Source organism: Pseudoalteromonas maris, from assembly GCF_049257235.1.
Taxonomy (GTDB): Bacteria; Pseudomonadota; Gammaproteobacteria; order Enterobacterales; family Alteromonadaceae; genus Pseudoalteromonas.
Window position 1 is genome coordinate 108,101 of record NZ_JBMMUF010000004.1, and the last position, 24,354, is coordinate 132,454.

Below are 24,354 nucleotides of genomic sequence, written 5' to 3' on the forward strand. Positions count from 1 at the left end.
GCAATGAGCTATTTAGACACGCTTAAAGACAAACGCATTGCTGTGCTGGGGCTTGGAGTTTCCGGTCTTGGCACTGTGCGCTTTTTGCATGCTCATGGTTTAGAGCCGGTGTTGATTGATTCTCGCGAGCAAGTGCCAACACGGGTTTGGCTTGACTCCCAAGTGCCCCAGCTAGAGCGCCGTTTTGGTTCGTTAGCGGATGCACACTTGAGCGATTTTGATTTAATTTTGATTGGCCCAGGCTTGGCGTTATCAACACCCGAAGTAAAAGAGGCTATTAGCGCTGGGGTTGAAGTGATTGGTGATGTTGAGCTATTCGCGCGCATCAACACCAAACCAGTGCTAGCTGTGACGGGCTCTAATGGTAAATCGACAGTGGTATCTCTGCTTGCCAATGTGCTGGAGTTTGGCGGCTTGCATGTTGGCTTAGGCGGCAACATTGGTACCGCTGTGCTTGATCTGCTGGCCCAAGATGCGGACGCATATGTGCTAGAGCTTTCAAGTTTTCAGCTTGAGACAACATCGAGCCTTCAAGCCAAAGCCGCCTGTATTTTGAATCTGTGTGAAGATCACATGGATAGATACGACGACATGAACGGTTATATTGCTGCCAAACAGCGAATCTACAAAGGCTGTGAGCTTGCAGTATTTAATGCTCATGATGAAGACACGACCCCGGCAGATACACAATCACAGATTAGCTTTGGGTTAGACAATGCTGACTACCATGTGATGCTCCACCAAGGCGAGGCCTATTTTGCATACCAAAATACGCCTATCTTGGCTTGTTCGAAAACATTTCTACCGGGCACGCATAATCGTCTTAATATTTTAGCGGTTATGGCGCTGTGCCACGAATTTGCATTTGATGCGGGTATATTTGAGCGGGCTCTGCAAGAGTTTAAAGGCTTAGACCATCGCTGTCAGTATGTGGATACGCGTGCGGGTGTACGTTACTTCAACGACTCTAAAGCCACCAATGTGGGCGCTACCATTGCTGCGATTAGTGGTTTATCCCAAGAGCCAGGAAAACTGATCCTCATCGCGGGTGGAGATGCCAAAGGCGCTGATTTATCAGGACTCAAGCAGCCTCTAGGTGATTTTGTTGATGAGCTGATTTGCTTAGGAAAAGACGGTGCTGCGATTGCACAATTAAAAGCGGGCAGCCATCAAGTCAAAACCATGGCAGAAGCTGTGAGTTTGGCAAAATCACTCGCCCATAGTGGCGATATTGTGCTGTTGGCACCGGCCTGTGCAAGTTTAGATATGTATCCAAATTATATGGTTCGCGGTAATGACTTCGCGCAGCATGTGCAGGAGGAGCAATCATGACGTGGGAAGGCATCAAAGACTTTTTCCAATTAAAGCCCTCAGGTCATCTTTACGATGCGCCACTGCTTTATAGCTTGATATGTTTAATTGGTGTGGGTTTTATCATGGTAACCAGTGCCTCAATGCCTGAAGCTGAGCGCTTGTTTGATAACCCATATCACATCATGTACCGTCAAGCCGCGTTTATTATGCTCGGTGCGTTCTTATTTATGATTGCAACCAGCGTGAAAATGCAGTGGTGGAAAGTCGCCAACCCATATCTGTTATTAATGGGCATTGGTTTGTTGCTCGCGGTATTAGTGGTTGGTAATGAGATCAACGGTTCAAAACGGTGGATACCATTTGGACCGATTAATATCCAAGCATCCGAGGTCGCTAAGCTGTTTTTCTTTAGTTATCTAGCGGGTTATCTGGTGCGTAAACGCGATGAAGTGCAAAAGAACTTAAAAGGCTTTGTGAAACCTTTGGGTGTACTTGGCGCCTATGCATTTTTGATTTTGCTACAGCCCGATTTAGGCACGGTTGTGGTGATGTTTGTAACCACAGTCGGTTTGCTGTTTTTAGCGGGTGCTCGCTTATTGCAGTTTTTTGCACTCATTCTATTGGGTTTTGCGCTGGTTATTTCATTGATTGTTCTTGAACCATACCGTATGGCGCGAGTAGTCGGTTTTCTTGACCCTTGGGATGACCCCTTCGGCAAAGGTTACCAATTAGTGCAATCTTTGATGGCCTATGGTCAGGGCGGTTGGTTTGGTCAGGGCCTTGGCAATAGCGTGCAGAAACTTCAATATATGCCACACGCGCATAATGACTTTATTTTTGCCGTTGTAGCGGAAGAATTGGGGTTTGTTGGTGTATTCACCGTTTTAATGTTGCTTGGTACGTTAGTGTTTAGAGCCTTACTTATTGGCCAACGTGCACTTAAAGCCGATCTGCAATTTGAAGGCTACTTTGCTTTGGGAATTGGTATTTGGTTTGCGTTCCAAAGCATGGTTAATGTCGGAGCCAGTGCCGGTATTTTGCCAACGAAGGGATTAACGTTACCTTTCATTTCATACGGTGGTTCAAGCCTGCTAGTGATGGCAATTGCTGCAGGTGTGCTCATGCGTATTGATTTTGAAACCAAGATGGCAACCAAACAAGCCACATCGAGAAGTAATGGTCGTGCGAGTCGACGCACAGCCAGTAGTCCTGCCGCAGTAGTTCAGGAGGCAGCATGAGTAAGTGTTTAGTGGTCGCAGCAGGTGGTACAGGTGGGCACATCTTCCCAGGGATCGCTGTAGCGCAGCACCTCATTGCCAAACAATGGCAAGTGTCATGGATTGGTACTGACGACCGTATGGAAGCACAGGTTGTGCCCAATCATGGTATCGAGATTGACTTTATTCGCGCTCAAGGCGTTCGTGGCAATGGCTTGAAGCGTTTAGTGAAAGCGCCGTTTATGGTCGCAAAAGCGTTCTTCGAAGCGCGCAAAATATTGAAACAACGCCGTCCAAGTGCAGTGCTTACTATGGGTGGGTATGTTACAGGCCCCGTGGGCTTGGCTGCCAAAAGCTTAGGTGTTCCTTTGGTTATCCATGAGCAAAATGCGGTAGCCGGTATGACCAACAAATTGTTGGCAAAAATAGCAACCAGTTGCTTGGGCGCTTTCCCTGGCGCTCTGCCACACAGAGATTTTGCTGTGGTTGGTAACCCCGTGCGTAGCTCTTTACTGAGCATAGAACCAAATAGTGTTGGCTCGCCAGTAAAAGTGTTAGTGGTGGGAGGCTCTTTGGGCGCTCAAGTACTTAATGATGTGTTGCCTGAGACGTTTGCTGAAATTGCGCAACAATATCCGGTATCGGTGTGGCACCAAACCGGTAAAGGACGCTCAAACAAGGTCAATGAGCACTATCAAGCCCTAGGCCTTGACGCCAAAGTGGCTGAATTTATTGATGACATGGATGAGGCTTATCGCTGGGCTGATCTTGTCATCTGTCGTGCGGGTGCATTGACAGTGAGTGAGATTGCAGCAGCAGGAAGGATGGCATTGTTTGTGCCATTCCCTCATGCAGTGGATGATCATCAAACAGCGAATGCGCGCTATCTAGTTGAAGGTGAGGCTGCATTATGTATGCCCCAAAGCGACTTTAATAAGGTGTCAGTGACTGAGTTACTCGCGCCTTATTTCCAAAAACCAGAATTAATAAGTGAGTTTGGTGAACGTGCGAAAGCCCTAGCCAAGCCCGACGCAACCGAGCAAGTTGCGAAACAAATTGAGCAGTACAGTTAATGACAACAAAAATAAGCACAGCCTCACGTCAAGGCACGCAGCAACAAGGCGCAGAACGCAGAGCAATGCGACGCGTTGAAACAATCCACTTTATAGGAATTGGTGGTGCCGGTATGGGCGGCATCGCAGAAGTTTTAGCGTACGAAGGCTACCGCATCACAGGCTCAGACATTGCCCAGAGCGCGATGACTGAGCGCCTGATTAAAGCAGGTGCAGAGGTCTTTATTGGCCACGATCAAAACAATGTAAAAGATGCGTCAGTAGTCGTTGTTTCTACAGCTATCAATGAACAAAACCCTGAAATCATCGCTGCGCGCCAAGCGCGAATTCCAATTGTACGCCGTGCGGAAATGTTGGCTGAGTTAATGCGTTTTCGCCATGGCATCGCCATTGCGGGCACTCATGGTAAAACCACAACAACAAGCTTAGTTGCCAGTATCTTCGCTGAGGCAAACTTAGATCCAACCTTTATTATTGGTGGTCTACTTAACAGCGCGGGAAGTAATGCGCGTGTGGGTTCGAGCCGATTCTTAATCGCTGAAGCAGATGAGAGTGATGCATCATTCTTGCACCTTCAGCCTATGGTGTCAGTGATCACCAATGTCGAAGAAGATCATATGGATACCTATGAGGGCAGTCTTGAAAAAATGAAAGACACCTATGTGGAGTTTATTCACAATCTGCCTTTCTACGGTCTTGCGGTGGTATGTATTGACTCGCCTGTTGCGCGCGAACTTATTCCGCGTTTCTCACGTCAAGTAACCACCTATGGTGAGAGTAACGATGCTGATTATCGTCTTGAAGATTTCAGCCAAGATGCCAGTACCTGCAAGTTCAGCGTGATCTCAAAACAAGGCGAGCGTCTTGAGGTGAAGCTCAATATGCCAGGTAAGCACAATGCCCTCAATGCCACAGCAGCGATAGCAGTTGCTAAAGATGAAGGCATTAGTGATAGCGCAATTTTGAGTGCACTCGAGAAGTTTGAAGGCATTGGCCGTCGCTTCCAGCACTATGGTGAGTTTGCCAATGAACGTGGTAAAGCCATGTTGGTTGATGATTATGGTCACCACCCAAGTGAAGTGGCTGTAACTATCAAAGCGGCACGTGATGGCTGGCCGCAAAAGCGCCTAATTATGATTTATCAACCGCATCGCTATAGTCGTACTCGTGATTTGTACGAAGATTTTGTCAAAGTATTAGCCGAGGTTGATCAACTTATCTTGCTTGATGTTTATGCAGCAGGCGAAGAGCCTATTGTGGGCGCTGATTCAAAGAGCTTATGCCGCAGTTTACGCCAGCGTGGTGTTGAGCCAATTCATGTCGCTGATCATGATGAACTCGCAAGTGTATTAGCAACCACTCTTGGTGAGGATGACCTTGTTATCACCCAAGGTGCGGGCAACATAGGTCAACTTGTGAAAAAGTTGGCACAAACAGAATTACAGATTGAGAAGTTAGAGCAGGTGGCATCATGAGTGGGCAGTTTGGCAAAGTAGCTGTATTACTAGGCGGGTCTTCTGCTGAGCGTGAAGTGTCACTTAAATCAGGCACTGCAGTGCACAGCGCGCTCGTTGAGGCAGGAGTTGATGCACATTTATTCGACCCAGCGAGTCGCCCTTTGCACGAGTTATCGCAAGGTGGCTTTGACCGCGTATTTATCGCCCTGCATGGTCGTGGTGGTGAGGACGGCACGTTGCAAGGCGCATTGGAATTTATGGGGCTGCCATACACAGGTTCAGGTGTATTAGGTTCGGCTTTGGCGATGGATAAAATTCGTTGCAAGCATTTGTTCCAAGTCGCAGGTCTGCGCACTGCTCCCTATGCAGTGGTTGATAAAAATGCGGGTTATGACTGCGCAGCGATTATGGCAGAGCTGGGCCATGTGATGGTTAAGCCATCTCATGAAGGCTCAAGTATCGGCATGGCGCAAGCGACAAGTGCAGATGAACTTGAGCAGGCATTACAAGCGGCATTCAAGTTCGATGATCAAGTATTGGTTGAGCAGTGGCTAAGTGGCCGCGAATTCACCGTGTCAGTGCTAAATGACAGTGCCTTACCTGTGATAGAGATGCGTACACCAAGTGGTTTTTATGACTATGAAGCCAAGTATCAATCAAGTACTACAGAATATTACTGTCCAGCTGACTTAACCGCAGCACAAAGCGCACAACTGCAAGATATGGCAGAGAAAGCATTTGCACTGGTCGGCGCAAAAGGCTGGGGCCGTGTTGATGCAATGCAAGGTGCTGATGGCGAGTTTTACTTGCTTGAAGTCAACACCGTACCGGGTATGACAGAGAAATCGTTAGTGCCGATGGCAGCAAAAGCGACGGGCCTAGATTTCACTCAGTTAGTAGTGAAGATTTTGGAGCAAACACTGTAAATGGCGGTGATAAGAGAAAAGCTGAGCGACATAAAACAACGTGCCAATTGGTCGTTGCTATTCGGCATGAGCTTTTTTCTTGTAGTACTGGTGTTGATTATCAAACTAACCTTCAACTTTTCTGATTGGTTAGTGCGAGATAAAGACGCGCAGTTGCGTCAATTGCAAGTGCTAGGACAGCCAAAGTATACAGAGGAAGCTGACATCATCAGCGCCATTAAAAAAGCGAAGTTAGATAGCTTCTTTGACCTTGATGTAAAGCAAGTGCAAACCCTAGTCACCGATTTACCTTGGGTTGCCAGCGCTTCTGTGCGCAAACAGTGGCCCGACACCTTGCAAGTGTACGTGGTAGAACATGATGTGGTCGCTTTTTGGAATGATGATCAGCTGCTTAACGCCAAAGGCGAAGTGTTTTCAGCACCACAACATAAGTTGAGTAAAGATTTACCCGCTTTATTTGGTCCTGAAGGCAGTGAAATTGAAGCATGGCAGACATTCTCTCGTTTTCACGAGCTGTTTGCAGTGAATGGATTAACGCTTTCAAGCTTGGCATTGTCAGAGCGATTTGCATGGCAATTGTGGCTTGATAACGGCATTCGTTTAAATCTGGGGCGTGATGATAAAGCGCAGCGAGTGCAAAGATTTATTGATGTCTATCCGCATCTGAAAAAACGTCAAGATGTGCAGGTAGATGTTGTTGATTTGCGATATGATACCGGGCTGGCGGTGCAGTTTAAGCCGCTTGCAGTAACGGAAGAAGAAAAAAAGAGTAAGGTATGACCAAGTCAGTAGAACGTAACCTTGTTATCGGTCTGGATGTCGGCACGTCAAAAGTCGTGGCGACAGTTGGAGAGATCACCGATGACAATAAGCTCAGCATCGTCGGTGTTGGCCGCCAAGTATCCCATGGTATGGATAAAGGCGGTGTAAATGATCTGAACTTGGTCTCAGAGTCTATTCGTCGCGCTATCGACGAAGCAGAATTGATGGCTGATTGCCGCATTAGTTCAGTGTATCTAGGTATTTCAGGTAAACACATTCAGTGTCAAAACGAAACGGGTGTGGTTGCAATTAACAACACTGAAGTAACCGATGAAGACATTGATAATGTGATTCACATCGCACGCTCAGTGCCTATTTCTGCCGAGCGTAAAATGCTTCATGCATTACCACAGGAATACAGCATTGATATGCAAGAGGGTATTAAAAACCCGCTTGGCATGAGTGGTGTGCGCATGGAGGCTAAAGCCCACATTATTACTTGCTCAAACGACATGGCAAAAAACATTGAAAAATGTGTTGAGCGCTGTGGTCTGCAAGTTGACCAACTTATCTTCAATGCCTTGGCATCATGCTACTCCGTGCTCACAGAAGATGAAAAAGAATTGGGCGTAGCGGTGCTTGATATTGGTGGCGGTACTATGGATATCACCATTTATATCAATGGTGCCTTGCGTCACTCTGCCGTTATTCCAGTCGCGGGTAACCAGGTAACGGGTGATATTGCCAAAATTTTCCGCACACCAATTTCTCATGCTGAAGCTATTAAAGTGCAACATGCGTGTGCAAGTAGCCAAATGGCAAGCAATGAAGAGCAAATTGAAGTGCCAAGCGTGGGTGGTCGTCCATCACGCATTATGTCGCGCCACACTTTGTCTGAGGTGGTAGAGCCGCGTTTTAGAGAATTATTTGAACTGGCGCTCGAAGAGATCCGCCGTTCAGGTTTTGAGGATCAAATTGCCGCTGGTTTAGTTATTACCGGTGGTAGTTCAAAAATGACTGGTGCGTTGGAAGTGGCTGAAGACATCTTCCAAATGCCAGTTCGGATCGGTAGTCCTATAGGGATAACTGGATTAACTGATTATGTTAGCGATCCTTCGTTTGCAACTGCTGTAGGTTTGTTACAATATGGTCGGACCATGCAGTCGATCAACGCAACAAAAGCAAAAGCGGACGAGGGTAACTGGTGGAACCGTGTTACGAAGTGGTTCCAAGGTGAGTTTTAATACTCAAGTCGGAGAGTAAAAAAATGTTTGATATGATGGAAGAACACAGCGAAGAAGCTGTCATCAAGGTAATTGGTGTTGGTGGTGGTGGCGGTAACGCCGTAGAGCATATGGTGCAACAGCACATCGAAGGCGTGAAGTTTATCGCTGCAAATACCGATGCGCAGGCACTACGTAAATCATCAGCAGATGTAACCGTGCAGCTAGGTACACAAATCACCTCTGGTTTGGGTGCAGGGGCGAACCCTGAAGTCGGTAAGAAAAGTGCCGAAGAAGATGCCGAAACCATTAAGAGTGCTCTAGAAGGTGCCGACATGGTATTCATCGCCGCTGGTATGGGCGGTGGAACAGGTACTGGTGCTGCGCCGGTAGTGGCACGCATTGCTAAAGAGCTCGGTATTCTTACTGTTGCGGTGGTAACGCGCCCATTCGATTTCGAAGGTAAAAAGCGTGCAGCAGCAGCGGATCAAGGTATCAGTGAACTTGCCGAAATGGTTGATTCATTGATCACTATCCCAAATAACAAGCTACTGAAAGTACTTGGTAAAGGCACCACCTTGTTGGATGCTTTCGCTAAAGCGAACGACGTACTTTATGGCGCGGTACAAGGTATTGCTGAGTTAATTACTCGTGCTGGCCTGATCAACGTTGACTTTGCAGACGTACGTACTGTTATGTCGGCAATGGGCACTGCAATGATGGGTTCTGCATCAGCATCAGGTCCAGATCGTGCGCAAGAAGCGGCTGAAGCAGCTATTTCAAGCCCACTACTTGAAGACGTCGATTTAACCGGTGCCAAAGGTATCCTCGTTAATATCACTGCTGGTATGGACCTATCAATTGAAGAATTTGAGATTGTAGGTAACCACGTTAAAGCGCTTGCGTCCGAGAACGCGACGGTTGTAGTGGGTACTGCGATTGATATGGAAATGAGTGACGAGCTTCGCGTTACTGTTGTTGCCACTGGTCTTGGCGGTGATCGCCGTCCACAGTTTGGTGTTGTTGATAATGGTTTTAAACGTGCAGCCGGTTCTGACGTGAACGCACAAAGCACACAAAGCACGTCGAATACATCGATGTTCGTGCCAAGTTTTGCGACCCAAGGTTCATCAAGTAGCTATCAAGACACTAGCCACGCTGATGAGTCAGTAAGCTCAGCTTCAGGTACGACATCGCAAACTAGCGCTTCTGTTCCTAATCAAGAGAATAAGACATCAGGTTCAGCAAGTGTTGGTAAGAAGCAAGAAGATGCCGGTGATTATTTCGACATCCCTGCGTTTTTGCGTAAACAAGCAGATTAGTACGAAAAATCAACTAATTTGTTAACTGGTGCGATGTGTGATACACTCCGCCGTCTAATTTTAGTTAAACAGTGAGCGAAAGCCTATGATCAAACAGCGTACGATTGCAGAAGTAGTCAAAGCCACGGGTGTTGGTCTCCACAAAGGTGAGAAGGTTTCCTTAACTCTCCGACCTGCGAATGCGAATACTGGGATAGTATTTCGTCGCGTGGACCTTGATCCGGTTGTGGATTTCGAAACAACCCCGGAAGCAGTGGGTGATACGCAATTGTGTACCTGTTTAACTAACAAGGACGGCGTGCGCTTGTCTACCACAGAGCACCTTATCGCTGCGGTTGCTGCACTAGGTATTGATAACCTAGTTGTAGAGTTAGATAGTGGCGAAGTACCGATCATGGATGGTAGTGCGCTACCATTCATCTATTTGCTGCAAAAAGGTGGTATCGCTGAGCAAAATGTTGCCAAGCGTTTCATCCGCATCAAAGAAAAAGTACGTGTTGAAGAAGGTGATAAGTGGGCTGAAATCGAACCATACGATGGTTTCCACATTGATTTCGAGATTGCGTTTAATCACCCAGCTATCAACGAAAGCCGTCAGCGTATTGGTCTAGACATTACGCCGCAAAACTTCATTGAAGAAATCAGCCGCGCGCGTACGTTTGGCTTTATGAAAGACATTGAGTACATGCATGCAAATAACCTTGCACTAGGTGGCAGCATGGATAACGCAGTGGTGCTTGACGAATTTAAAGTATTAAACCCGAATGGTTTGCGCTACGCAGACGAGTTCGTAAAACACAAAATCCTAGATTGTGTGGGCGATATGTTCATGACTGGCCATAATATTCTTGGCAAGTTAACCGCTTACAAATCAGGTCACGACTTGAACAACAAATTGCTACGTAAAATCATGGCAACTGAGTCAGCGTGGGAGTGGGCTACATTTGAAGACACAGTGTCTATGCCTGCACCAGCGTTTGAGCTGCATACCGCTTAATCGCTCACTACAGATTAAAAGAAAAATGACGCCTAGAGCGTCATTTTTTTTGTCTGCCATGCTGGGCTAAACGTATCAGTTTTTGCTGCAGTGAAGGTGGCGCGTTCTGTGCAATGTGCTCCAAATAATCGGCCGTTTGTTCACTCATATTACGAGAACTTGCTGTGCTGCTTGGCTCTTTTGTTTGGGCTTTTAGTTGCGTTGATGTGCGCTGAGCGGCATTCGGTGAAGTGTTAATCTTTACTTGGCACAAATCAGCCATGCCACTTTGGCGAAACGCTGACAGAATATCCATCTTGATGTAATTGAGCTTCATCGCCACAGTCGCACTGATGGCCTCGATAACAAGAGTGCCATCACGCACATTTGCTACGCTGCATTTTTTTGCAAGGTTTTCACCCACTGCATCGTGCAGAATCTGTTGCTGCGAGGCAAGCGCTTGCGTTTTTGCACCATAGCCAGCGATACGGGAGCCAATTCTAGGGTTTAATTTCCCCAAGACGTCCGTTAATTGCTTTGGTGCATAGCGATCTTTAGCCATAAATAGCACTTACCCCTTGAATTTGTCCAAATCGTCACCACTTCTTAAAGCAATGCTAGAGCCAAGTAGTGGGTACTTTGAACTCACTTACCAAATCGTAGTTTGCAAAGATTTCTCTGAACGTTATGATAGGCCAGCGATAATACCAATGCCATTAGTTTTTGATGGTTCAAAGCTGTAAAGGCTAGTTACCAGTCGGGCTTATGTAATTGGTATTATTGGGTGCTGCAATTCATTGAGTTTGTTATGATGTCGCTCAAAAGTACACCGCTCAAGCAGTCACACTCAAAGGTCCACGCCTAACGCCCTTATTTCTTTTGAGCGCGGTATTAAATGGATTAGATAAGTTCGCAAGTGACTTAACAGCCTCGTTATCGAGGAAAGAGCACTTAACGCAGATGAGAATGTAACGGTTAAATCATGATCACGAAAATATTTACCAAACTTTTTGGTAGTCGCAACGACCGCACAATTAAAAACTTACGCAAAACGGTCGCTTTAATTAATGCATTGGAAGGTCAGCTAGAGTCTCTCAGCGATGAAGAACTAAAAGCAAAAACAGCTGAGTTTCGTGAACGTTATAACAACGGCACGAGCCTTGATGACTTATTACCAGAAGCGTTCGCAGTTGTCCGTGAAGCGTCAAAACGTGTATACGGTATGCGCCACTTCGACGTACAGTTAATCGGTGGTATGGTGTTGCACCAAGGCCGCATTGCAGAAATGCGTACTGGTGAAGGTAAAACATTAACAGCAACGCTGCCGGCTTACCTAAATGGTATTTCAGGTAAAGGTGTACACGTTATTACCGTGAACGACTACCTTGCTAAACGTGACGCTGAAACCAACCGTCCGCTATTTGAATTCCTAGGTCTGAGTGTTGGCTGTAATGTGCCTGGCATGATGCCAATGCAGAAAAAAGAAGCGTACGCTGCAGATATTACCTATGGTACCAACAACGAATTTGGCTTCGACTACTTGCGTGACAACATGGCATTTAGCATCGAAGAGCGCGTACAGCGTCCACTAAACTTTGCGGTCGTCGATGAAGTGGATTCAATCCTTATCGATGAAGCGCGTACGCCACTTATTATCTCTGGCCCTGCAGAAGATTCATCTGAGCTATACACCCAAATCAATACCATTGTTCCTGAACTTGAAGTTCAAGAAAAAGAGGACGAAGAAGGTGTTGAAGGCGATGGTGATTACACTATCGACGAAAAAGCGAAGCAGGTTCACCTGACAGAACGTGGTCAGGTTAAAGTTGAAGAACTTCTTACTGCTCGCGGGCTGATTGAAGAGGGTGACTCGCTTTACTCAGCGGGTAACATTACGCTGTTGAGCCACGTATACGCGGCACTTCGAGCTCATAAGCTGTATCAAAAAGATGTTGATTACGTTGTTAAAGACAACGAAATCGTCATCGTAGATGAGCACACAGGTCGTACGATGGAAGGTCGTCGTTGGTCTGAAGGCTTGCACCAAGCGGTGGAAGCAAAAGAAGGTGTTCGTATTCAAAACGAAAACCAAACGCTTGCGTCAATCACATTCCAGAACTACTTCCGTATCTACGACAAGCTTGCTGGTATGACAGGTACTGCTGATACAGAAGCGTTCGAATTCCAGCAAATTTATGCACTAGACACAGTGGTAATTCCTACCAATAAGCCAATGATCCGTGATGACCGTGCTGATTTGGTATACCTAACGCAAGAAGAAAAATACGAAGCGATTTTGGCAGATATTAAAGACTGCCAAGAGCGTGGTCAGCCAGTGTTAGTAGGTACTATTTCAATTGAGAGCTCAGAGTATCTTTCTCAGTTCCTACGTAAAGAGAAAATCCAACACAACGTACTGAACGCAAAATTCCACGCCCAAGAAGCTGACATTGTTGCTGATGCGGGTCTTCCGGGCAAAGTGACTATCGCAACAAACATGGCAGGTCGTGGTACCGATATCGTGCTTGGTGGTAGCTGGCAAAGCGAAGTTGAAAAACTTGAAAACCCAACTGACGAGCAAATCGCCAAAATCAAAGAGCAGTGGCAGAAACGCCATGACGATGTAATCGCAGCGGGTGGTCTACACATCATTGGTACGGAACGCCATGAGTCACGTCGTATCGACAACCAGTTACGTGGTCGTTCTGGTCGTCAGGGTGACGCTGGTTCTAGCCGCTTTTATCTATCGATGGAAGACGCGCTAATGCGTATCTTCGCCGGCGAGCGCATGACGAACATGATGCGTAAACTGGGTATGCAACGTGGTGAAGCAATTGAGCACCCTTGGGTAAACCGAGCGATTGAAAACGCGCAGCGTAAAGTTGAAGCACGTAACTTCGACATTCGTAAGCAGTTACTTGAGTACGATGATGTCGCTAACGATCAGCGTCGCGTAGTGTATGCACAGCGTAACGAGCTTCTTGAAGAAGGTGATATCTCAGAAACAATCGATGCTATTCGCAGTGATGTTATCCATGGTGTTATTGACCAATACATTCCACCGCAGTCATTGGCTGAAATGTGGGATATTCCTGCACTTGAAGAGCGCTTGAAGGCCGATTACTTGTTAGATCTTCCTATCCAGAAATGGCTAGCAGAAGACAACAAACTGTTCGAAGAGAAGCTTCGCGACCGCATTATCGAAGAGGCGACTAACGCATATAAAGCAAAAGAGAATATGGTGGGTCCTCAAGTTCTTCGCCAGTTCGAAAAAGCCGTTATGCTACAAAGCTTGGACCAGCATTGGAAAGATCACCTTGCTGCGATGGATCACCTGCGCCAAGGTATTCATTTACGTGGTTATGCACAGAAGAATCCGAAGCAAGAGTATAAGCGCGAGTCATTTGAATTGTTCTCAGATATGCTAGAAAATCTCAAAACCGACGTTGTAAATATCCTAAGCAAAGTACAAGTACGCGCTGAGGAAGACTTAGAAAAGGTTGAAGAGCAGCACCGCAAGTCTGAAGAAGCGCCTCGTCAGTATCAACATGCTGAAGCCGAGCATGTCGGTGGTGAAGCGCCAGCACCTGTATCGGCGCGCGCAGAACCTAAAGTGGGTCGTAACTCACCATGTCCGTGTGGTTCAGGTCAAAAGTACAAGCAATGTTGTGGCAAGCTTAGTTAAGCTAACCACGGTGTAAAGAAAAAGCGGCCTTAGCCGCTTTTTTTATGGAGTTGATAATGAGTCAGAAGATAGTCAATGTGGCCGTGGGTATTATCCTTCGCGGTGAGCAGAGTTTCATTTGCAAGCGCCCAGATGATAAACATCAAGGCGGTCTGTGGGAATTTCCAGGTGGTAAAATCGAAGACAATGAAACGACCACCCAAGCGCTCGCCCGAGAGCTAAAAGAAGAAATTGCTATAGATGTTCACAGTAGTGAACCGTTTATGCTCATTGAACACGATTATGGCGATAAAAAAGTACGTCTAGATATTCATACGGTCAGCCATTTCAGTGGTGAACCTCATGGCGCTGAAGGGCAGCAAGGACAATGGGTTGATATTGATAAATTGAGCTCATTTTCGTTCCCCAAAGCCAATGAAGCCATACTCGATAAATTATGTTCATAAAATGTTACAAACAGTATTTCTCAGTCTTAACACTTGGGTTTAGAATGAGGAAGCTACGGCGCGTTGGACTTTGAGGTATGAATTTTGTTGAACCCTCTGGGCAGCGTCATTGGGATATTTTGTCTGCGTTATCACCTGACTTACATAGAATGACTATGCGACGCAGGCTCTTCCTTGTCAAAATACCCCAATGACAGCTGCAAAAACAAACAGCAAAGATCAACACGCCCTAGGACAAAACCCTAATAATTAAAAAATCAGGACAACAAAATGTATAAAGTAACATTAGCAGCGGCTGCAACAGCCATTGCTTTAGGCCTTGCTGGTTGTAGCGAACAACCACAAACAGCACAAACCAATAGCGCACAGGAAGTTGCACAAAATACAACAACAGCAGCAGTACAGCCGCTTAGCTCAGGCATCGAGTTAGACAACATTGATAAAGCGGTTCGTGCTCAAGACGATTTTTACTACCACATCAATGGTAAATGGCTAGAGCGCACTGAAATTCCGGGTGACAAATCAAACTACGGTTCATTTACTGCTCTGTATGACCAGTCTCAAGCTGCACTAAAAGAAGTGATTGAAGCCGCTGCAAAGAATACCGATGCTGCGCCAGGTAGTGATGAGCAAAAGCTAGGCGCTTTCTACAGCAGCTACATGGACTTAGAGGCGTTGGAAGCAAAAGGCATTTCTCCACTTAAGCCATACCTAGACAATATTGCAGCAGTGGCAGACAAAGGTGCATTAGTATCTTTGATGGCTGATCTTCGCATCCAAGGTGGCACAACGCCATTTGCTTGGTGGGTAAATAACGACGCGAAAAACTCAAGTCAGTACGCGCTTTATGTGACGCAATCGGGTCTTGGTCTACCAGATCGTGATTACTACCTCAAAGATGACGAAAAATTCACAACAATCCGTGCTCAATATGTAACTTATGTTACTGATATGCTTACCAAAGCAGGTGTTGAAAACGCTGAGAAAGCAGCCGCTGACATTCTCGCGCTTGAAACCGAGCTTGCTACAGCGCAGTGGAGCCGTGTTGAAAGCCGTGATGCCACTAAGTCATACAATAAAATGACCGTTGCTCAAGTAAATGAATTGATGGGTGATTTTGATTTCGCACAATTCTTGACGCAGTCACAAGTGAGTGTTGAAGAACTTGTTGTTCGCCAGCCTTCATACTTTGAAAAGCTTGGTGAAATCTTTGCGAAAACGAGTCTTGCCACATGGCAAAATTACTTGTCTTTCCACTTTGTCAGTAACTACGCAGATGAGCTAAGCAAAGAGTTTGTTGACCGTAAGTTTGCGTTTTACAGCACCACTTTGCGTGGCGTCGAAGAGCAACAACCGCGTTGGAAAAAAGCCGTTGATTCTGCAAACTCGGTACTTGGTGAACTGCTAGGTAAAGTGTACGTGAAGGATAACTTCCCACCAGAAGCGAAAGCGCGTATGGAAGAGCTTGTGGCTAATCTGATCAAAGGCTTCGATCAAGCCATTGACGGCCTTGAGTGGATGAGTGCAGAAACTAAAGTTGCAGCCAAAGAGAAATTGAACAAGTTCACTCCGAAAATTGGTTACCCTGATAAGTGGAAAGATTACTCAGCGCTTGAGATTAAAGCAGACGACTTAGCGGGCAACTTCATCCGCCATAGCGAGTGGGCATATGACGACATGCGTAATAAGCTTGGTAAACCTGTAGATCGCAGTGAGTGGTTCATGACGCCGCAAACAGTAAACGCATACTACAACCCAGTGAACAATGAAATTGTGTTCCCTGCAGCGATTCTACAGCCGCCGTTCTTTAACTTAGAAGCGGATGACGCCGTAAACTACGGTGCAATTGGTGCGGTAATTGGTCACGAGCTAGGTCACGGTTTTGATGACCAAGGCGCGAAGTATGACGGCGACGGTAACCTGCGTAACTGGTGGAGTGAAGATGACTTAGCGCAATTCCAAGAGCGTGGTCAAAAACTAGTGTCGCAATATAACGAGTACGCACCATTTGAAGATGCGAATGTAAATGGTCAACTGACGCTAGGCGAAAACATCGGTGACCTTGGTGGTTTGACCGTTGCGTATAAAGCATATCAGTTATCACTTGCTGGTACTGATGCGCCGGTAATCGATGGCTATACGGGTGATCAACGCTTCTTCATGGGTTGGGCGCAAATTTGGCGTCGCAAGTACCGTGACGAAGAGCTGCGTAATCGTCTTATGACTGATTCACACTCCCCAAGTCATTATCGTGTAATTGGTGTATTGCCAAACATGCCTGAGTTCTACAAAGCGTTTGACGTTAAAGAAGGCGATGCAATGTACATCAACCCAGAAGAGCGCGTAAAAATCTGGTAATTAAGCGCTTTTTGACAGGCGTTAGTGATTTATTCGCAGCAAAATCAGTTGCTGCAAATAAAGGCTAGCGCCTTTTTTGTGCCTGTTTTATCGCACTTCACCCCCACATTAACGCAACCCCATTGCATCACTTCCTACTTTTCTACTAAGTTAAATGTCTACCTAAGCAAGAAAAGAGAATAACAATGAAGCGAATAACACGAGGATTATGCTTAGCAGGGATCTCGCTTAGTTTATTATCATCAGGACTCACTTTTGCCCAAGATCGGATCACCGGCAAGCAGTTCGCAACGCGCTCTGAAGTCATTGCCACAGAAGCGATGGCTGCCACATCGCAGCCATTGGCAACACAAGTTGCACTCGAGGTGATGCGCAAAGGGGGGAATGCTATTGATGCCGCTATTGCAGCTAATGCGATGCTCGGATTGGTTGAGCCTACCGGTTGTGGTATCGGTGGTGACCTCTTCGCTATTGTTTACTCGGCAGAGGACGGTAAATTACATGGCTTAAACGCATCTGGTCGCTCACCTTTGGGTTTGAGCTTCGAGCAGATGAAACAGCTGACCAAAGAAGAGGGAAAAATCCCAAGTTACGGCCCGTTACCAGTGTCTGTTCCCGGCGCAGTAGATGGCTGGTTTGAGCTTCACAAAAAGTTTGGCTCAATGCCCATGGCGCAAATTTTAAAGCCGAGCATTGAGTATGCAGAAAAAGGCTTTCCTGTGAGTGAACTGATTGCGTATTACATGCAGCGAAGTGTGTCAGCGCGAGCACAGTATCCAGGTTTCCAGGAAGTCTTTATGCCAGATGGTGAAATGCCACAAAAAGGCGATATTTTTAAAAACCCAGCACTCGCTAACACCTATAAACAATTGGCAATGGGCGGTCGTGATGCGTTTTATAAAGGTAAAATTGCTAAAGAAATTGACCGTTACATGAAAGACAATGGCGGTTACATTCGCTACGAAGATTTAGAAAATCACACCAGTGAGTGGGTAGAGCCAGTGTCCATTGATTATCGTGGTTATACCTTATGGGAATTACCCCCAAATGGCCAAGGGATCGCCGCGCAGCAAATTCTCAATATTCTAGAAGGCTATGACCTGACGAGCATGGGCTTTGATAGCCCTGAGTATATTCATACCTTTGTGGAAGCTAAAAAGTTGGCCTTTGCTGACCGCGCTAAATATTATGCTGACCCAGCATTTAGCGACATTCCTGTAGAGCATTTGATTTCGAAGGAATATGCAGATGAGCGCCGCAAGCTGATTGACCCTAACAAAGCCATGAAACGTGACCATGCAGGGCCAATTGAAGGGGATACCATTTACCTTACCACTGCCGATAAGCACGGTAACATGGTGTCGCTCATTCAGAGTAATTACCGCGGCATGGGTTCGGGAATGACCCCTGAAAAGCTGGGTTTTGTATTACAAAATCGTGGTGAAATGTTCTCTTTACAACAAGGGCACCTCAATCAATACGAACCAGGGAAACGTCCATTTCACACAATTATTCCCGCCTTTGTTACCAAAGAGGGCAAGCCCTACATGAGTTATGGCGTCATGGGTGGCGCGACTCAGCCACAAATGCATGCGCAGATCCTTATCAACATGATTGATTTTGGTATGAACCTGCAAGAAGCAGGGGATGCTCCGCGTATCTTGCACTCAGGTTCAAGCCAGCCTACCGATGAAATCATGACAGATGGTGGATATGTGTCTCTGGAAAATGGTTTTAGTATGGAAACACGACGCGAACTGATGAAAAAAGGACATATTTTGCGTGAAGCTGTGGGGCCGTATGGCGGGTACCAAGCTATTTTAAAAGATTTAAGCAACGGCGTTTATTATGGTGCCTCTGAATCACGTAAAGACGGCCAAGCTGCTGGTTACTAAAATAAAAAAGTGTTTCTGAAGGCGGCTTAGGCCGCCTTTTTTATATCTTATGCAATGCAAAATGGTTAAAAATTAACGCAAATGATAGCGCTGTCATTTTTATTTTTATATGATGTTAATCATCGCATCGAAACGATAATGAACAACTGAGGGTAGAAGTGAAAATAGTAACACCGAGCATAATCGCCGCATTAATGATGCCATTTGCATCTGTTGCCCAGTTAACGCAACAGCAAGTGAATGAGTTTGCTAAAGAAACTGAGCTGATGTTCTCGGTGCAAAGTAACTTCCATAACGAAGATAAAAGCTTTCTCGGTACTATCACCGTGACAAATCGTTCTGATGTTGCCCTACCCGCAGGCGAGCAAGATTGGCAAATATACCTGCACAGTGTGCGTAAAATGACACAAGGGATCAGTCAGGGGCTATACATTGAGCATGTTAATGGTGATTTGCACCGCCTAACTCCGACTAAGGATTTTCCCGGTTTAGCGCCAGGGGAAACATTAAAAGTACCCTTTGAAGCCGCGGTTTGGATAGTTGCATACAGTGACTTTATGCCCAGAGCCTTTATTGTTTCAGGTGATAGCAAGCCTGCTATTTTTACTAATACCGACTCTGAAGACTTTACTGACTTTGTCGCCCCGCTCACACAAGAACAGCAGTTGCGCCGTTATAGCCAGCCGCACGATCAAACGGTGCTCGCTGATGCGCGAATGCGTTTTGAGCGCAACCAAGCAAATACCACGACTCATTTTGATGAGGCGAATCCGCGCATTATACCCAAGCCACGCAATCTTGATTTCAGAAAAGGCTCACTGGGCTTAAATGAGCAGTGGCAAATCCGCTATGCGGGCCAGTTAGAGTCTGAGGTAAAGTTGCTTCAAGATGATTTGGCGAGTAAATACACGCTGCAGCTCAGTGCCCACCCTGATCATATTCAACCACCAAAGAGCAAACTACTTTCAATAACAATTGATAAGCACATCGCCAACGCCGAAGGTTACCAATTAAAGATTGGCAAAGAGCGAATAGACATTATCGGTGCGGATAATGCGGGTGCTTTCTATGGTATGCAAAGCTTGCTGGCACTTCTGCCTGCCAATGGTGAGTTGATACTGCCGTATGTAAATATTACCGATGCACCGCGATACCCATGGCGCGGCATGCACTACGATAACGGGCGAAACTTTCATGGCAAAGAAGCCATGTTTAAGCTCGTTGAGCAGATGGCACGTTATAAAATGAACCGCTTACATTGGCACTTCTCAGAAGATGAAGGGTGGCGGTTAGAAATTCCTGGGCTATCAGAGTTAACTGAAGTAGGGGCGTACCGTTGTTTCGATTTGGCTGAAAACGAGTGTTTACTTACGCAGCTTGGCACAGGCCCGTTTAAATCCGGCTCGGGAAATGGTTATATGAGCCGCAGCGATTTTATTGAGCTGTTACAGTTTGCCAAAGCGAGGCATGTAGAGATCATTCCAGAAATTGAAGGGCCAGGCCATGCGCGCGCGTCAATTAAAGCAATGGAAGCGCGTTATCGTAAACTTAAAGAAGATGCTGAGCGCCAAGCACAAAATACACTTTTCAATCAGCAGTTAGGCGCGCAAGAAACATCAAGTGCCGATTTATCTAAAGCCACGCAGTATCTACTCACAGATCCTAAAGACACGTCCAGCTACATTACCGTGCAGAACTACACAGATAATTCTATGAACGTATGTATGGACTCAACCTATGCCTTTATTGATAAGGTTACCTACGAATTACAGCAAATGTATCGAGAGGCTGGCACTAAGCTGACGTATTTACATATTGGTGGCGATGAAGTGGGGGCGGGTTCTTGGGTGGGTTCGCCAGCCTGTCAGGCGTTATTCGCTCAGCCTAACAATGGTGTTGCTGGTGTGGCGGATTTAAAACCTTATTTCACCAAACGCGTGGCAGATCTGTTGCACAAGCGCGGGATATCTCCGGGTATCTGGGAAGATGGCATTATGTATGACAAGGTGAATTCATTTAATCGCGATGAATATGCGAACAAAACCTTCTTTACTAATGCGTGGGACAATATTTGGGAGTGGGGGGTAGCAGATAGGGCATACCGCCTAGCAAACTCGGGTTATCAGGTGGTGCTCTCTCATGGTACGCACTTGTACTTTGACCACCCATATGAAGCGCACCCCGCTGAGCGCGGTTATTACTGGGCGACCCGCTATATCGATACCCAAAAGGTGTTTGGTTATATGCCAGATGATGTGTATGCCAATGCGGATTACACTCGTACACGAGAGAAAATAGACAATCTTGAGGCGTTGGTCGGCCGTCCAATGCCGGCTTTGCAAAAGCCTGAGAATATTCTCGGTATGCAAGGTCAAGTGTGGTCTGAAACCATACGCACGGAACAGCAAATGCTCGAGATGGTCTTTCCTCGTATGCTCGCTGTAGCAGAGCGTGCTTGGAATAAGGCTTCTTGGGAAGGAGAACAACCCAATGCACAGCAGCGCCAGCAAGATTGGCAGAGGTTTGCTGCCACGCTAGCTAAAAAAGAATTACCTAAATTAGATCGTGACGGCATTGCCTTGCGTCTCCCTGTGCCGGGCGCTGTAATCAAAGATGGTAAGCTGCATGCGAATGTGGCCTTTGCAGGCTTAGCACTGCAATACAGCGTTGATAATGGCGCGACATGGTTGAGTTATCATTCACCAGTGAGTGTGCCGAGCAAGGGGGATGTGTTGGTTCGTTCGCGTATTAATGATCAGGTGAGTCGAGCAGCTCGCGTCACGTTTTCAGCAGTTCAAGCAAGTTACTAATTCATAATACATTGATTTTAAATTGCTTATTTGGTGAGGCTAAATCTAACTAGTCAAGCTGAGATAATTAACGTAAAGTAAATGATAGCGCTGTCATTTTGTTGATGAGTCATACGATAAAATGTACAAAGAATAAAAATGAAGCTGTTGTGGTGCACTCAACATCCAGATGCGCATGCATCTAGGGTTATCGCAATAGCTGTTTTGATGATATAAAAATCCGACAACGAGAAGATTTTATGGAAGCCACAGTGTCTACAACCAACAAAACAAGCAACTTTGTGCCTATGGCTATAGTTGCAACCCTCTTTTTCATTTTAGGGTTTGCAACATGGTTAAATGGCTCTTTGATGCCTTACCTTAAGCAAATTCTAGACTTGACGCCGTTGCAGGCTTCATTGATTTTGTTCTCTTTCTACATCGCAGTAACCTTTACCGCAGTGCCATCGGCGATGATCATTCGTAAAATTGGCTACAAGAATGGTATGGCGTTGGGAATGGCGGTGATGATGCTTGCCGGCCTTTTGTATGTGCCAGCCGCTAAAACACAGGTCTTTGCGTTATTCTTATTTGCGCAATTAGTGATGGGCGCGGGACAAACGCTACTGCAAACTGCTGTTAACCCTTATGTTGTGCGTATAGGCCCTGAAGAGTCAGCAGCCGCACGTGTGAGCGTGATGGGAATTCTCAATAAGGGCGCAGGAGTTCTCGCACCTTGGGTTTTCACCGCACTGATCCTGAGTAACTTTACAGGGTTAGTAGGTAAAGAGCTGACACAGGCCGAAATAGATGCCATGGCTAATAGCCTGATCCTTCCTTATATCGGCATGGCGTTATTCATTGGCGCCTTGGCACTTGCTGTGAAGTTTTCACCTTTGCCGGAGCTCGTAGATGATGAAGAGCAAAATCAAGAAAAAGGCCAAGTGAAGGCTGCATTATCTCGTCCAAGTTTGGCGTTAGGTGTGGTGGCGTTATTTGTGTATGTTGCGGTTGAAGTAATCGCGGGCGACACAATTGGTACGTTTGCGCTCGCCTTGGGTGTTGAAAAATATAGTGTTATGACTTCTTACACCATGATCTGTATGGTGATTGGTTATGCCCTTGGTATTGCGCTTATTCCGCGTATTATTTCGCAACAAACGGCATTAACCGTATCGGCGATATTGGGATGCGTGCTGACCTTAGCCATCGTTTTTGGTGATACGCAATCAACGGTGATTGCTACTATGATTTTGGTGCCTTTTGGAGCCGTAGCATTACCGGATCCGTTGGTATTAATCGCAGTATTGGGCTTTGCTAATGCGATTGTATGGCCAGCAGTGTGGCCGTTGGCTCTATCAGGTTTAGGTAAACTTACCAGCGTTGGCTCAGGATTGCTGATTATGGGGATCGCCGGTGGTGCGTTTGGCCCTCTATTTTGGGGACTGGCGAGTGGTTCCCAAGGTACTGCGCAAGGACAACAAGGCGCATATTTAGTGATGTTGCCTTGTTATCTCTTCATTCTTTTCTATGCTGTAAAAGGCCATAAGATGACGTCATGGAAATAATGCGGTCGTTTGAGGCAGATCTATCTCCAATTTTTTGAAACCATCCCATGTGAAATGCCAGCGAATGCTGGCATTTTTTTATTTCTCAATATCAAGTAATAGACTACGTAACTGACACAAAGATCGCACTTCAAAAGTGGGTGTTAAATGTTCAGGTGCAGTTTTGTCTAAGCGATTGAGCCAACACGTGTCTATACCTGCGTTGATACCCCCTTGAATATCCGACTCGAGGGTATCACCAACCATTAAAATATGCTCTTTTGGGGGATTACCCATTAACTCAAAGGCATGCTCGAACACGGCCATGTGCGGTTTTGCATAGCCCACTTGCTCGGAAATCACTAACCACTCAAAGGTATCTTTCAGACCTGTCTTTTGCAAACGAGCACGTTGCAGCTCAGTAAAACCATTGGTGATGATCCCAAGTTTCGCCCTACCTCTTAGGGAATTGAGTAACTCTATTGCGCCGGGAAGAGGTTGGCAGATATTCGCCATGGCTTCCATAAATTTAAGGTTGAGTGTGCTTGGGGCTATATCTAAACGCTCAGCCCACAGCATGAAACGCTGTTCTTGCAGATGTTTGGCAGAGATTTCATTATTTTGATACTGCACCCACAAAGGCTTATTCACGCGCTGAAATTCGTGATAATCGGCATCGGTGAAATTAACGCCCAGCGTGTTAAAAAGTGCCTGCAAACCCGCAAGGGCGTCGAAGTGGAACAGAGTTTCGTCGGCATCAAACAAAATCCATGGATAACGCATTAGCAGCTCGCAGCAAACAAAGTTGGGTGGTTAAAAGGTGCCATGGCAAGGGTGAGTGCTTGTTGATAAGTGCTTTGGCGCGTTGCATGGCCATTGGTTAGCAGCGCCATTGCACCACCTTGCTGTTTGATATTGGTGGTGTTGAATGCTTCATCCATCACATCACCGAGTTCTTGGCCTTGTTCAAGTTTGCTGTATAGAGATGCGGGAAGTGGCAAATTACAACTACGGCCAACACTGGATGCGCCTTTGTGCGCGATGACAACATAAGCAAATGTGGCGGTGCCATAATCAAAACGTGCCGCGCCACCTTCCATCGCCATGTAAAAATCGGCCTCATAATGTTCTTGGCAATATGCAACACGATTTTTGGCACCTAATAATGTATCCGTCTCGCCTAAAGGTTGGTCGGCAACCCCCGATGGTGCATCAACACCTTGGCATTCAATGTCATGGTTGGGGAAATAGGTGGCCAAAGTGGCTTTCGCAGCATTTATTTTTACAGGGTTCTTTGAGCCGACAATCAGGGTTAAGCATTTTATTTCGTTGCCAAGGGCCATTATACGTACCAGTAGGAAATC

General features: G+C 46.3%; 18 protein-coding genes. 15 read left to right on the top strand and 3 right to left on the bottom strand.

Annotated features, from left to right (window positions below):
- Positions 1-3 precede the first annotated feature (3 nt).
- The 9 genes from murD to lpxC all read left to right on the top strand — a co-directional run bounded on the left by murD (position 4) and on the right by lpxC (position 10,291).
- Positions 4-1,332 carry a UDP-N-acetylmuramoyl-L-alanine--D-glutamate ligase gene (gene murD / locus AAEU32_RS07415; RefSeq protein WP_421969895.1) on the top strand — a complete coding sequence of 443 codons (1,329 nt, stop codon included), beginning with the start codon at positions 4-6 and terminating at the stop codon, positions 1,330-1,332.
- Positions 1,329-2,552: a putative lipid II flippase FtsW gene (ftsW, locus tag AAEU32_RS07420; RefSeq protein ID WP_421969896.1), complete on the top strand. Its 1,224-nt coding sequence runs from the start codon at positions 1,329-1,331 to the stop codon at positions 2,550-2,552. The genes murD and ftsW overlap by 4 nt, the downstream gene beginning before the upstream one ends.
- The gene (murG, locus tag AAEU32_RS07425; RefSeq protein WP_421969897.1) at positions 2,549-3,604 is read left to right on the top strand and encodes an undecaprenyldiphospho-muramoylpentapeptide beta-N-acetylglucosaminyltransferase; all 1,056 of its coding nucleotides are present in this window, start codon (positions 2,549-2,551) and stop codon (positions 3,602-3,604) included. Before ftsW ends, murG begins: the two co-directional genes overlap by 4 nt.
- A complete protein-coding gene (gene murC / locus AAEU32_RS07430) occupies positions 3,604-5,079 on the top strand; it encodes a UDP-N-acetylmuramate--L-alanine ligase (RefSeq protein ID WP_421969898.1) in 1,476 nt (491 codons plus the stop codon). Before murG ends, murC begins: the two co-directional genes overlap by 1 nt.
- Positions 5,076-5,987: a D-alanine--D-alanine ligase gene (locus tag AAEU32_RS07435; protein ID WP_421969899.1), complete on the top strand. Its 912-nt coding sequence runs from the start codon at positions 5,076-5,078 to the stop codon at positions 5,985-5,987. The genes murC and AAEU32_RS07435 overlap by 4 nt, the downstream gene beginning before the upstream one ends.
- A complete protein-coding gene (locus AAEU32_RS07440; RefSeq protein WP_421969900.1) occupies positions 5,988-6,767 on the top strand; it encodes a cell division protein FtsQ/DivIB in 780 nt (259 codons plus the stop codon).
- Positions 6,764-7,993 (top strand): cell division protein FtsA, encoded by a 1,230-nt coding sequence (gene ftsA, locus AAEU32_RS07445; RefSeq protein WP_421969901.1) that lies wholly within the window; start codon positions 6,764-6,766, stop codon positions 7,991-7,993. The genes AAEU32_RS07440 and ftsA overlap by 4 nt, the downstream gene beginning before the upstream one ends.
- Before the next feature lie 23 nt (positions 7,994-8,016).
- Positions 8,017-9,294: a cell division protein FtsZ gene (ftsZ, locus tag AAEU32_RS07450; RefSeq protein WP_421969902.1), complete on the top strand. Its 1,278-nt coding sequence runs from the start codon at positions 8,017-8,019 to the stop codon at positions 9,292-9,294.
- Positions 9,295-9,379: 85 nt separating this feature from the next.
- Positions 9,380-10,291: a UDP-3-O-acyl-N-acetylglucosamine deacetylase gene (lpxC, locus tag AAEU32_RS07455; protein ID WP_421969903.1), complete on the top strand. Its 912-nt coding sequence runs from the start codon at positions 9,380-9,382 to the stop codon at positions 10,289-10,291.
- Positions 10,292-10,331: 40 nt separating this feature from the next.
- Here lpxC and AAEU32_RS07460 read toward each other — a convergent pair whose 3' ends face one another.
- Positions 10,332-10,832 (bottom strand): DciA family protein, encoded by a 501-nt coding sequence (locus tag AAEU32_RS07460; protein ID WP_421969904.1) that lies wholly within the window; start codon positions 10,830-10,832, stop codon positions 10,332-10,334.
- Positions 10,833-11,252: 420 nt separating this feature from the next.
- Here AAEU32_RS07460 and secA point away from each other — a divergent pair, with 420 nt between their 5' ends.
- The 6 genes from secA to nagP all read left to right on the top strand — a co-directional run bounded on the left by secA (position 11,253) and on the right by nagP (position 23,011).
- Positions 11,253-13,955, top strand: coding sequence for a preprotein translocase subunit SecA (gene secA, locus AAEU32_RS07465; RefSeq protein ID WP_421969905.1), 2,703 nt, complete (start codon positions 11,253-11,255; stop codon positions 13,953-13,955).
- 56 nt (positions 13,956-14,011) lie between these two features.
- On the top strand, positions 14,012-14,401 hold the full coding sequence (gene mutT / locus AAEU32_RS07470; protein ID WP_421969906.1) for an 8-oxo-dGTP diphosphatase MutT: 390 nt from the start codon (positions 14,012-14,014) through the stop codon (positions 14,399-14,401).
- A 270-nt stretch (positions 14,402-14,671) separates the two neighbouring features.
- Positions 14,672-16,759: a M13 family metallopeptidase gene (locus tag AAEU32_RS07475; protein ID WP_421969907.1), complete on the top strand. Its 2,088-nt coding sequence runs from the start codon at positions 14,672-14,674 to the stop codon at positions 16,757-16,759.
- Positions 16,760-16,944: 185 nt separating this feature from the next.
- Positions 16,945-18,654, top strand: a complete 1,710-nt coding sequence (gene ggt / locus AAEU32_RS07480; protein ID WP_421969908.1) for a gamma-glutamyltransferase — start codon at positions 16,945-16,947, stop codon at positions 18,652-18,654.
- A gap of 194 nt (positions 18,655-18,848) precedes the next feature.
- Positions 18,849-21,464 carry a beta-N-acetylhexosaminidase gene (locus AAEU32_RS07485; protein ID WP_421970094.1) on the top strand — a complete coding sequence of 872 codons (2,616 nt, stop codon included), beginning with the start codon at positions 18,849-18,851 and terminating at the stop codon, positions 21,462-21,464.
- A gap of 239 nt (positions 21,465-21,703) precedes the next feature.
- On the top strand, positions 21,704-23,011 hold the full coding sequence (gene nagP / locus AAEU32_RS07490) for an N-acetylglucosamine MFS transporter NagP (protein WP_421969909.1): 1,308 nt from the start codon (positions 21,704-21,706) through the stop codon (positions 23,009-23,011).
- 78 nt (positions 23,012-23,089) lie between these two features.
- Here nagP and yjjG read toward each other — a convergent pair whose 3' ends face one another.
- Both yjjG and yjjX read right to left on the bottom strand, forming a co-directional pair.
- Positions 23,090-23,773 (bottom strand): pyrimidine 5'-nucleotidase, encoded by a 684-nt coding sequence (yjjG, locus tag AAEU32_RS07495; RefSeq protein ID WP_421969910.1) that lies wholly within the window; start codon positions 23,771-23,773, stop codon positions 23,090-23,092.
- Complete coding sequence (gene yjjX / locus AAEU32_RS07500) at positions 23,773-24,333, bottom strand: inosine/xanthosine triphosphatase (RefSeq protein WP_421969911.1); 561 nt, start codon at positions 24,331-24,333, stop codon at positions 23,773-23,775. The genes yjjG and yjjX overlap by 1 nt, the downstream gene beginning before the upstream one ends.
- Positions 24,334-24,354 lie beyond the last annotated feature (21 nt).